Annotated in this window: 12 protein-coding genes; 8 read left to right on the top strand and 4 right to left on the bottom strand. The window is 58.8% G+C overall.

Features of this window, described 5'->3' with window-relative positions; genetic code table 11:
* On the top strand, positions 1-239 hold a 239-nt coding region (locus ACODR9_RS21840), incomplete at its 5' end, for a hypothetical protein (RefSeq protein ID WP_488812323.1).
* 157 nt (positions 240-396) lie between these two features.
* On the opposite strand, the gene ACODR9_RS21835 is transcribed toward ACODR9_RS21840, so the two are convergent.
* Positions 397-1,179, bottom strand: a complete 783-nt coding sequence (locus ACODR9_RS21835) for a ferredoxin--NADP reductase (RefSeq protein WP_488812321.1) — start codon at positions 1,177-1,179, stop codon at positions 397-399.
* 461 nt (positions 1,180-1,640) lie between these two features.
* Here ACODR9_RS21835 and ACODR9_RS21830 point away from each other — a divergent pair, with 461 nt between their 5' ends.
* Complete coding sequence (locus tag ACODR9_RS21830) at positions 1,641-2,645, top strand: isocitrate/isopropylmalate dehydrogenase family protein (protein WP_488812319.1); 1,005 nt, start codon at positions 1,641-1,643, stop codon at positions 2,643-2,645.
* A gap of 664 nt (positions 2,646-3,309) precedes the next feature.
* Here the strand turns inward: ACODR9_RS21830 and ACODR9_RS21825 are convergent.
* Positions 3,310-4,347 carry a glycosyltransferase family 4 protein gene (locus tag ACODR9_RS21825; RefSeq protein ID WP_488812317.1) on the bottom strand — a complete coding sequence of 346 codons (1,038 nt, stop codon included), beginning with the start codon at positions 4,345-4,347 and terminating at the stop codon, positions 3,310-3,312.
* The gene (locus tag ACODR9_RS21820) at positions 4,335-5,276 is read right to left on the bottom strand and encodes a UDP-2,3-diacylglucosamine diphosphatase (protein ID WP_488812315.1); all 942 of its coding nucleotides are present in this window, start codon (positions 5,274-5,276) and stop codon (positions 4,335-4,337) included. Before ACODR9_RS21820 ends, ACODR9_RS21825 begins: the two co-directional genes overlap by 13 nt.
* A 173-nt stretch (positions 5,277-5,449) precedes the next feature.
* Here ACODR9_RS21820 and ACODR9_RS21815 point away from each other — a divergent pair, with 173 nt between their 5' ends.
* From ACODR9_RS21815 to ACODR9_RS21800, 4 genes are all read left to right on the top strand, one after another.
* Positions 5,450-5,719, top strand: coding sequence for a PepSY domain-containing protein (locus ACODR9_RS21815; protein WP_488812313.1), 270 nt, complete (start codon positions 5,450-5,452; stop codon positions 5,717-5,719).
* Positions 5,720-5,804: 85 nt separating this feature from the next.
* Positions 5,805-6,380: a cytochrome b/b6 domain-containing protein gene (locus ACODR9_RS21810; protein WP_488812311.1), complete on the top strand. Its 576-nt coding sequence runs from the start codon at positions 5,805-5,807 to the stop codon at positions 6,378-6,380.
* Between the two features lie 2 nt (positions 6,381-6,382).
* On the top strand, positions 6,383-7,045 hold the full coding sequence (locus ACODR9_RS21805; RefSeq protein WP_488812309.1) for a response regulator: 663 nt from the start codon (positions 6,383-6,385) through the stop codon (positions 7,043-7,045).
* Positions 7,042-8,406: an ATP-binding protein gene (locus ACODR9_RS21800; protein WP_488812307.1), complete on the top strand. Its 1,365-nt coding sequence runs from the start codon at positions 7,042-7,044 to the stop codon at positions 8,404-8,406. Before ACODR9_RS21805 ends, ACODR9_RS21800 begins: the two co-directional genes overlap by 4 nt.
* A gap of 186 nt (positions 8,407-8,592) precedes the next feature.
* On the opposite strand, the gene ACODR9_RS21795 is transcribed toward ACODR9_RS21800, so the two are convergent.
* On the bottom strand, positions 8,593-8,982 hold the full coding sequence (locus ACODR9_RS21795; RefSeq protein ID WP_488812305.1) for a hypothetical protein: 390 nt from the start codon (positions 8,980-8,982) through the stop codon (positions 8,593-8,595).
* 129 nt (positions 8,983-9,111) lie between these two features.
* On the opposite strand from ACODR9_RS21795, the gene ACODR9_RS21790 reads away from it, so the two are divergent.
* Complete coding sequence (locus tag ACODR9_RS21790; protein ID WP_488812303.1) at positions 9,112-10,377, top strand: sensor histidine kinase; 1,266 nt, start codon at positions 9,112-9,114, stop codon at positions 10,375-10,377.
* The gene (locus ACODR9_RS21785; RefSeq protein WP_488812301.1) at positions 10,377-10,901 is read left to right on the top strand and encodes a response regulator transcription factor; all 525 of its coding nucleotides are present in this window, start codon (positions 10,377-10,379) and stop codon (positions 10,899-10,901) included. The genes ACODR9_RS21790 and ACODR9_RS21785 overlap by 1 nt, the downstream gene beginning before the upstream one ends.
* Positions 10,902-11,187: the final 286 nt, after the last annotated feature.

The raw sequence follows: 11,187 nt of genomic DNA, 5'->3' as shown, positions 1-11,187 counted from the left end.
CTGCCAAGAAAGTAGACGCTTCCGCTCAGAAAGCCCAAGCTGCTGACGCTTCCGCACCGGCTAAAAAGGCTGCCAAAAAGCACCACGCTAAAAAGCACGCTGCCAAGAAAGTAGAAGCTTCCGCACAGAAAGCCCAAGCTGCTGACGCTTCCGCTCCGGCCAAGAAGCACGCTGCCAAAAAGCATCACGCTAAAAAGCACGCAGCCAAGAAAGCCGCTCCGGCTTCTGCAGCAAACTAATCAGACGTCAGCGTCTGGCTCGCAATAAGTAAAGGGAGGCTTCGGCCTCCCTTTTTTGCGTCTGCAGTTTCCGCCCGGTCAGTGCGCGAGGCGTGCAGGCAAAGAAAAACGCCATCCTGCTGGATGGCGTTTTGTCTGTTGCCAGGAAAAAGCGGAATCACTTTTCCACGAAGGCACGTTCGATAGCGTAGTCGCCCGGCTCACCCATGCGCGGGGATTCCTTGAAACCAAGGCCGTTCAGGATTTCGCACAGGTCATGCAGCATGGACGGGCTACCGCAGATCAGTACGCGGTCGTTTTCCGGGTTCAGCTGCGGCAGGCCGATGTCAGCACACATCTTGCCGTTGGTAATCAGGTCGGTCAGGCGGCCCTGATTGCGGAACGGCTCGCGGGTAACGGTCGGGTAGTAGATCAGTTTTTCTTTCACGATATCGCCAAAGAACTCGTTTTCCGGCAGTTCATTGGTGATGTAGTCGTGATAGCCCAGTTCGCTTACCCAGCGTACGCCATGGGTCAGGATGACTTTGTCGTAGCGTTCGTAAACTTCAGGGTCCTTGATGATGGACATGAACGGTGCCAGGCCAGTACCGGTGGACAGCAGGTACAGGTTTTTGCCTGGTAGCAGGTTGTCTTGCACCAGGGTACCTGTGGGCTTTTTGCTGATCATCACGGTATCGCCAACTTGCAGGTGCTGCAGCTTGGAGGTCAGTGGGCCGTCTTGTACCTTGATGCTGTAGAACTCCAGATGCTCTTCATAGTTGGAGCTGACAATGGAGTAGGCACGCATCAGCGGCTTGCCGTTTACTTCCAGGCCGATCATCACGAATTGGCCATTGATGAAGCGCAGACCGGCATCGCGGGTGCAGGTGAAGGTGAATAGGGTGTCGTTCCAGTGATGAACCGACAATACCTTTTCAGCGGTCAGATTGGGGGAGGACATATAAATTGCTGCTCGCTATCCAAAAGAAATCAAGGAATGAGTGGTTGCGGCGATTTTACCCTTTTCAGGGACACTTGACTAAACATTGCTAGCCGTTCTCACTATGTCATTCAACATAATGAGCAAATCACCACGACGCCAAGCCTGCAACAGCGTCTGGCACGCTATGGCTGTCTTGCGGCGGGAAAGTCAACTGGAACAGGATGTTACCTTAAAGAATAGGGCAACCCTAACGATTTCTTTCCGCTGTGTTTATTCCTGTTTGTTCTTAGTGAAGCGTTGATTTAGATCAGCGAATTGTATCGCTGGCTGAGCTAGTGCATAAAGCTGTCGGTCTTGGCGCGGCTGTCAGACAGTGTACGAAACTAAGCTGGATCGGCATTCTTTTGTCATTATTTTTAGATGGCGGATGCCGTGGCGAGTACAATCTGCTGTTCTGCGGACAGAAAGCGGAGCAAGCGATGAAGCTGTGTGTAATTCCCGGCGACGGGATTGGTCGTGAAGTGGTGCCGGTAGCCGTGGGCGTGTTGCAAGCCGTGCTGCCGGGTTTGCAGCTGGTATTTGCCGATGCCGGCTGGGAAACTTTCTGCCAACACGGCAAGGCACTGCCGGACAAAACGCTGGATGCCGCGCGTGATTGTGGTGCCGTATTCTTTGGGGCGGTCAGTTCCCCCATGCAACTGGTGGAGGGGTATCGCTCGCCCATCGTGCAGCTGCGTCGTGAGCTGGGCTGTCATGCCAATATTCGTCCCACCCTCAGCCTACCCTTGCCGGTTTGCCGTCCTGGCATAGACCTGATCATCGTCCGCGAGAATACCGAAGACCTGTATGTCGGGGATGAGCAGTCCAATGGCGAAGTTGCCGTTGCCATCAAGCGAATTACCCGTACCGCTTCGCTACGTGTGGCCAGAAGCGCATTTGAAATGGCCAGGCATGCCGGACGCCGGCGCATCACGATCATCCACAAGGCCAATATTCTGCCGCGCACCGATGGTCTGTTCCGCGATTGTGCCCGCGAGGTGGCGCGGGAGTATCCGGAAATTTTTGTGGATGAAATGCTGGTCGATACTGCGGCCATGCGACTGGCGCAGTCTCCGGAAAGTTTTGACATGTTGCTGGCACCCAATCTCTACGGCGACATCTTGTCCGATCTGGTGGCGGCATTTGGTGGCGGCCTGGGGTTGGCACCGTCGCTGAACTTGGGCGTGACGGCGGCCATTGCCGAGCCGGTACATGGTTCGGCTCCGGATATTGCCGGGCAGGGCATTGCTAATCCTCTGGCTGCCATTCTCAGTGCCGCCATGTTGCTGCGCATCTGGTGGCAGCGGGCCGACCTTGCCTTGCAGGTGGAACTGGCGGTGCGTTCTACCCTGGATGAGGGCATTGCCACGCCGGATGTCATTTCTCCTGGCGTAAGCACGCAGCATTTGGCACGGGCAGTGATAGAACGGTTGAAGCAGGGGTAAGGCCAGAACGAGAAAGAGGGCGGCTTGACTGGCCGCCCTCTGTGGTGTGTCACTGCATGCTTAAAAAGAAGGATTTGCGAGATAACGCAAACATCACATACAAATCTTCACCCTGTGTGGCCCCGAACATGTCTGCCAACGATGTCCTGACTGCAGGCGCACAGGTTTTACCAAAGAACAGGCTGTATGCACAGCACCAGAATAAGTCTCAAACAACTGATGTTACGGAATGGCTGCCCGGTTTCGTCTGGGCGGTAACATCATGTCCGCTACCTGTTACGGTAGCGCAGAGGGGAATGGCTTCCCGGTTTACTCATCATGCTTTAGCAAAGTCTGTTGTTTCGTGTCTGGCGTACCAACAACCTGTCGTCTGATGCATCCGTAATGGGCGCTTGCTGCGCTCCCAGGCAAGTCTGAGCTGCCCGCCATCAAACCTGAAAAGGTGATGGGTTCTGAGCGCCGGTGTGAACAAGGTTGTCGGAATCCGGCCGTTGACTCATCCCAAACCCTCCCTGTTGCTCAATGACTTCAGTATAGGCCGCTGCCGTTTCTACTCAAGTTTTTTTTCTGCAATGTAAGAACTGCGGCGATGCTTATGTGCTGAAGCCTTGTATTTGCGGGCTTGGCAGACGCAGCCATTTTGCAACGCCTGTTGCGCATGACCTTAGCTGGCCTGTGGTTTGAGCATGGCTACCCGTTCCGGTGAGTTGGGGTGCAGGTGTTGTTCGAACTGGCGGGCAGCTGCGGCCCAGGAAAAGCGCTCGGCCACGGCCCGGACGTGGTTGCGGTCTAACTTGAGTGCCTCCAGGCAGGCCAGGCGCAGATCTTCATGCAACACCCCGGCACCGCTGTTGCCTACTACGTCGCGCGGGCCGGCCACCGGATAGGCGGCTACCGGGGTGCCACAGGCCATGGCCTCCAGCAGAACCAGGCCGAAGGTGTCGGTGAGGCTGGGGAAGACAAACACGTCGGCAGCACGATAGAACCTTGCCAGCTCGGCTTGGGGAAATACGCCAGCAAAATGGACATCGGGATACTCGCGCTGCAGGCGTGGTAGCAGGGGGCCATCGCCCACTACCCATTTGCTGCCGGGCAGGTCGAGTTTGAGGAAGGCTTCGATGTTCTTTTCTACCGCAACCCGACCGATATAGACAAAGCGCGGTGCCTGGCTTTCATCCAGTCGTTCCCGTGTGCCGGGTGTGAACAGCTGGGTATCTACGCCGCGACTCCACAGTACTACCTTGTTGAAACCACGTGCCCGCAGGTCATCGGCGATGGATTGCGTGGGGACCATGGTGGCGCTGCCGGCATTGTGGAAACGGCGCATCCAGGCATAGCTGATGGAGAGGGGCAAACGGGTGCGGGCGGCGATGTATTCCGGAAAACGGGTGTGATAGGCCGTGGTAAAGGCCAGCTTGTGCCGCAGGCAGTAACGGCGGGCTGCCAGACCCAGCGGGCCTTCGGTGGCAATGTGGATGGCATGCGGCGACAGGCCGGCAATGCGTTGTGCTACCTGGCGGTATGGCAGGATGGACAGGCGGATGTCTGGGTAGGTGGGGCAGGGCAGGGTGTGGAATTCCAGCGGCGTGATCATTTCCACCTGATGGCCAAATGCCGTCAGTTCACGGCTGGTTTCGGTGAGGGTGCGGACTACGCCGTTGACCTGCGGCTGCCAGGCATCGGTGACGATCAGGATGCGCATGGGGTCTCCTGGCTGGGGTCGGAAAGCGGGTGATTGTTGTCATGCTGCTGTTTGCTGGCCGGGACTGGTGTGACGGGCCAGCCTGGGCGGGGTGGTTCGTTGTCAAAGGCGGGTTTATTGTCTGATGTGGCCTGGCGGGTTTTTCTACTGGTTTTTTCTGGCTGGCTCAGCAAGGTGGTCCAGTACACCACCTCCAGGCGGCCATCGGCATGTTCAACCAGGGCTGACAGGCTTTCCACCCAGTCCCCGCTGTTGCCGTACAGCACGCCATCGATATCGCGGATTTCAGCCTTGTGGATGTGTCCGCAGATCACGCCATCGTAGGCGCGGCGGCGGGCTTCTCCGGCCAGGATCTTTTCGAAGTCACTGATGAAATTGACCGCATTCTTTACCTTGTGCTTAAGGTATTGCGACAGTGACCAGTAGGGCAGATCCAGCTGTTTGCGCAGCCAGTTGAAGCCTCGGTTCAGCTGCAGGATGGCGGTATAGAGCGAATCCCCGACATAGGCCAGCCACTTGATGTGCTGGATGACCCCGTCAAACTCGTCGCCGTGGATGATCAGCAGGCGTTTGCCATCGGCGGTGGTGTGTTCCGCTTCGCGCCGGATGGCGATGCCGCCGAAGTCCAGCCCGGCGTAATGCCGTGCCGCTTCGTCGTGATTGCCTGGCACGTAGATCACCTGGCAGCCCTTGCGTGCCTTGCGTAGTACCTTTTGCACCACATCGTTGTGGCTTTGCTTCCAGTACCAGGATTTTTTCAGTTGCCAGCCGTCGACGATATCACCCACCAGATAGAGGTAGTCGGATTCATTGTGCTTGAGGAAATCCAGCAGATGATCGGCGCGGCAGCCGGCGGTTCCCAGGTGAACATCGGAAATCCAGATGGCGCGATAGTGGTGTTTGTTGCCAGGGTCGGAGTCGGGCTGCATGTTAGGTCCGTTCTGCCATGGGTATAGCGCCATGCTGCATGGGGCAGATGACAGCACGATGAGGTTTTGGTGAATGGCTGATGACTAAGACGGCGTTAAGTTGGGTTTAAGACTGTTGCGTTTAAATAGCCCTGCTGCCGGAATAAACCGGTTTAATCCTGGAGAGTTGAGAAATGAAAAAACTGTTGCTGAGCGCCCTGTTCGCTTCCTTCGTTGCCCCCACTGCCTTTGCTGCTGCCAAGTGTGAAACCCACCCCAAGAATGAATGGATCAAGCAGGAAGATTTCAAGAAACAGCTGGAAGGCCAAGGCTACAAGATCGACAAGTTCAAGGTGAGTGGCCAATGCTATGAAATCTATGGCAAGAACAAGGACGACAAGAAGGTGGAAATCTACTTCGACACCAAGACCGGCAAGCCGGTAAAGAGCGAAGTACAGCAATAAGCTGCTGCCGGGCTGCATTCCCGGAACGGGAAGGCCGGCTGCCGATAGGGGCCGGCCTGTTCTCTGGCTGAAAGGAAATGGATTGATGGCTGACAATACACAGGAAATCAAAGTGTGGGACCGTTTTGTCCGGGTGTTTCACTGGACGCTGGCGGCCTGTGTGCTGGGCAATTATTTTGTGCTGGAAGATGGCGAGGGCCCGCATCGCTGGAGCGGTTATCTGGCAGTGGCATTGGTGCTGTCGCGGGTGGTGTGGGGCTTTGTCGGTAGCCGACATGCCCGGTTTGCCGATTTCTTTCCTACGCCGCGTCGCATGCAGGCACACTGGCAGGACATGCGCCAGGGCCGCCTGGACGCCCATGCCGGGCATAATCCGCTGGGTGCCCTGATGATGTTGTGGTTGATGGCACTGGTGCTGGGGCTGGGTGTCAGCGGTTATCTGCTGGGTACCGATGCTTTCTGGGGTGATGACGGCATGCAGGAGCTGCACGAGGCGCTGGCCAATATCCTGATCGGCAGTGTCGGTCTGCATGTGCTGGCGGCGTTGCTGATGAGCCGGCTGGGTGGCATCAACCTGATCAAGGCCATGGTGACCGGGGTAAAAACCATGCCGCAGAACAGCGGCGAGCCCGCCGTGCCGGAGTTGGAAGCAAGGAAATAAACATGCGCATACTGGTGGTTGAGGATGATCCGCTGATTGGTGATGGCTTGAAAATGGGCCTGAGCCAGTTAGGCTTTGTGGTGGACTGGTTTCGCCAGGGGCGGGAAGGGCTGGCGGCGCTGTCGGCGGCGCCCTTTGATGCCGTGGTGCTGGACTTGGGCCTGCCCGGCATGGATGGCATGGATATCCTGACTGCCTGGCGCCAGAACGGGCAGGATGTCCCGGTATTGGTGCTGACCGCGCGCGATGCACTGGATGACAGGCTGAAGGGCCTGGATGCCGGTGCCGATGATTACCTGGTCAAGCCCTTTGCCCTGAGCGAAGTCGCGGCGCGTTTGCGGGCGCTGATTCGTCGCCGTCATGGTCAGACCAGCAACCGCCTGAGCCATGGCCGGGTCAGCCTTGACCCGGTGGCACGCACCGCCTGGCTGGATGATGGGCAACTGGAACTTACTGCCCGCGAACTGGCCTTGCTGGAGCTGCTGCTGTCCAACAAGGGCAGGGTGCTGCCGCGTGACCTGATCGAGGAAAAGCTGTACGGATGGGGCCAGGAGCTGGAAAGCAATGCGGTGGAAGTGTATGTCCACCATCTGCGCAAGAAGCTGGGCGCCGGCTTCATCCGCACCCAGCGTGGTGTGGGTTATGCCCTGGGTGATCCGGTATGACGCGCCAGCCCACCTTGCAGCGCCGGCTGGCCATCCTCCTACTGGTGACCGTACCGCTGATCTGGCTGGTCTCGACCGGGGTGGCTGTCTATGTGGCGCATCATGAGGTGGACGAGCTGTACGATACCCAGCTCACCCTGTTCGCTCGCCAGCTGTTGATCGTCAATATGGGCGAGCATGGCGATGACGAGCTGCCGCTGCTGCCCAAGACCAAAAAGCTGATTCGGGGCGGTGATCGTGGCGAAGCGGAAGATGACGATATCGGCGTTGCCGTATGGAATGGTGATGGCAACCTGTTGCTGAGTGACGGCAAAGGGCGTCATTTCAGCTTTGATGCCAGCCGGCGTGGTTTCTACAGCGTCAGCGGACATGATGATAGCGACGAGTGGCGGTTATTTTATCTGCCGGCACCGGATGGTTCGCGACTGGTTGCCGTGGGGCAGCGGCAAAAGCTGCGTCACGAAGTGGTATTCAAGGTGATAGAAGGGCAGCTGCTGCCCTGGCTATTGGGGTTGCCGGTACTGCTGTTGCTGATTTTGTGGGCAGTGCGCAAAGGGTTGCGGCCCTTGCAGCAGGTGGCCAGTGATCTTGGGCGACGCAGTGCGCTGGATAGCAGCCCGTTAACCGAGAACGTGCCGGGCGAGGTGCTGCCCATGGTGCGTGCACTCAATGCGCTGTTTGCCCGCATCGCCGAAACACTGGAACACGAGCGCCGCTTTACTGCCGATGCCGCGCATGAGCTGCGCACCCCGCTGGCTGCCTTGCAGGTGCAGGCTGAAGTGATGGCGCTGATGCCGGACGATGCCGGTCGCCAGCATGCCTTGCAACAGTTGCAGCAAGGCATACGGCGTGCCACGCGTTTGGTGGAGCAGCTGCTGGCACTGTCACGGCTGGACCCATTGCAAGGCTTGCCCAGCAGCCAGAGCGTTGACTGGGCTGCCGTCAGCCGTGATGCCATGGCGGATGTACGCAGCGCGGCTGCCGAAAAAAACATGGTGTTGGACATCGTGTGGCAAACCGCCGCGCCGACGGTGCTGCCACTGGCCGGAGCTGCCACCTTGCTGACCTTGCTGTTGCGCAATCTGCTGGATAACGCCGTACGTTATTGCCCGGCTGGCGCACACATCGCGCTGGTCCTGGCGGAAGGAGAAATCCTGGTGCAGGACGATGGCCCGGGCATCGCCCCCGAATGGCTGGCACGGGTGCATGAGCGCTTTTTCCGCCCGCCGGGGCAGGACATGCCAGGCAGCGGGCTGGGATTATCCATTGTCGAACGCATTGCCAGTTTGCACGGCCTGGGTTTGACGCTGGTGAACCGAGACCATGGTGGCTTGCAGGTCAGCCTGCGCAAGCTCAGCTGACACTGCGGCAATCTGTCGCATTGGCCTGGCATTTTCGACAGCGTATTGTTGGTGCCAGACAAGCTGGCAGGCCCGCGCCTGCCGGAACACACTCCAAGGTGTTGTTGCCCGCCCCGACCAGGCGGGCTTTCTTTTTGCGGCTTGCCAGCTGCAGCGTGTCAGCCGCGTGGTTCAGACACGACTGCCTCAGGCCTGCGTAGCGCTGCTGGGCAATCGCCAGTACAGGGCATTGCACACCCCGCCAGCCATGGCGCCCACATAGTAATTGAATACCGGATCGTACAGTGCCGGCTGTAGCCAGCGACTGTAGTAGAGGGTGATGACACCACCGATGAGTGCGCCGGGTAGTGCGGCCAGCAACAATAGCCGCCAGCGCGGCCAGGCCTGCTGCCAGTGGCTGATGCTGCCCTCCAGCGACAGCCGCAGCAAAACCAGCAGCACGCCGGCCAGTGCCGCCGGCAGCGCACCCAGCATATACGCCAACATGGGCATCACCCCGGTGGCCAGCAGGCCCACCAGCGGGCCCAGTGCAATAAACAGGATCAGGCCGCAGGCGGCAAGTTTCAAATGTTTCATCCGGCAGTGTTCGACAAAAAGTCTTGCAAGACTAGCAGACTGGCGCGATGGCGACGAGCGAGGCAGCCATATCGGTGCGGCATTATGTCGCAGCCACTGCCAGGGCGGCGGGATGCTAAAGTGTCGACCATGCTGGCCCAATTGTTTTCCTCCTCTTCACGCTTGGTGGCAGATCTGCCCGATGCCGTGCGCCTGATTGCCCGTCTGCGCTGGCTGATGCTGGTTGCCGGTGGCGTACTGTTGTTACTGCTTGCCGCTGCCGGCCTGTCCTTGCCCTGGCTGCTGCTGTTGCAGGCACTGGCAACGCTGGCCTTGTTCAATCAACTGCTGGGTGGACAACTGCAGCGTGGTGCTTCGCCTCTGCTATTGCTGCGGCTGGGTTTGCTGGCTGATGTGCTGGCGCTGACCGAGTGTCTGGCCTTCAGCGGTGGTGCGGCCAATCCCCTGGCTTCGCTTTACCTGCCGCCGGTATTGTTTGCTGCCTTATTGTCCCCAGGACTGTTTGCCTGGAGCCTGTCCTTGCTCAGCATGCTGGCCTACGCCGCCCTGTTTGGCTGGCATTTGCCCTGGCCCTTGCAGGGCAGTGATGCTGCCTATGCGTTTTCCCTGCATCTGCTTGGGATGTGGCTGACCTTTGCCCTGTCCGCCTTGCTGATTACCAGCTTTGTCTCCTGGCTGGCACGTCAGCTGGCTGCCCGCGAAGCAGCCCTGGCCGCCGCCAGGGAAACCCAGCTGCGTGACGAACAGTTGCTGGCCGTGGGCATGCAGGCGGCGGGAGCAGCGCATTCGCTCTCCACGCCCATCAATACGCTTACCTTGCTGGTGGATGACCTGCTGCAGCAGCATGCTGCCGACGCCTCTTTGCAGGAAGATCTCTCCCTGATGCAGGCCCAGCTGGTGGCCTGTGCCCGGGCGCTGTCCCGCTTGAAGCAGGGTGTGCAGCAGACCGATACCGCACAGGCGCTGTTTGCTACGCTGGCACAGCAGTTGTCAGGCTGGCGTAGCCTGCGCCCCGATGTACAGCTGGACTGGCAGGCAGCACCAGGGCCGGACCCGCTGGTGCGGCTGGATGCTGCCTTCTGGCCGGCATTTTTCAACCTGATCAATAACGCAGCCGAGGCGGGCGGCGGCGTGCTCACCGTAACGGCTGCCCTGCATGGCGAACTGTTGCAGCTGGACATCATCAACCCGTCGGGGCGCTTGTCCACGGCACAGTTGCAGCGTGCCGGTCTGGCACCGCTGACCTCCAGCAAACCAGCCGGCATGGGGCTGGGCGTGATGCTCAGCCATGCCACGCTGGCCAGGCTGGGCGGCACCCTGACATTGGAAAACAGGCCGGAGGGGGGCGTGCATGCCTGTGTGCGATTACCTCTGCGGCTGGAGGAGCAAGCGTGATGCTGGATTTTCTGCTGGTGGATGATGACGAGGCGTTCAGCGCGGTTCTGTCCCGGGCATTGCTGCGACGGGGCTTTCAGGTGGAATGCGCGGTTAATGGCAGCCAGGCATTGCAACAAAGGGAAGCGGCACCACGGCGTATCGTGCTGGATCTGAATCTGGAAGGCGAAAGTGGCCTGCGATTATTACCGGACTTGCGTCAGCTTTATCCGCAGGCTGCGGTGGTGGTCCTGACTGGCTATGCCAGCATTGCCACGGCGGTAGAAGCCACCAAGCTGGGCGCGGTGCAGTACCTGGCCAAGCCTGCCACCGTGGATGACATTCTGGCGGCATTCCAGCAAGTCAGTGCCAACCCGGAACTGCCGCTGGCACCACAGCCCATGTCGCTGCGGCGTGTTACCTGGGAGCACCTGCAACGGGTGCTGAACGAACACGGCGGCAATATTTCCGCAACTGCCCGCTCCATGGGCATGCACCGCCGTACCTTGCAGCGCATGCTGGCCAAGCGACCGGTGAAAAGCTAAAACGCATCAGCTGTTGTATTCGGCGGACGGGTTTTTTCATTGTCACTGGCAAGCAAGTTTCCATATTGCTTTACAGTAATTTCTCCACCTATCTTGTGGATTTTCTCTTTGTCATGCACAAGTCCTGCTCTGGCAGGGCTTTAACGATTGTTTTGCCAAGCAAGCGCTAGGAAACCTGCCGGTGCCGCTTCTGCAAAGCCCTGTTTTCATCAGCCGGTCTTTCCGGATGGCATCAGAAAATATGATTGGAGCAAATGCCCCAAAATGCCTATGGTCTTTTGATGGA

It is taken from the genome of Aquitalea sp. FG25, from assembly GCF_057809375.1.
This window is presented reverse-complemented; position numbering and strand designations above follow the sequence as displayed.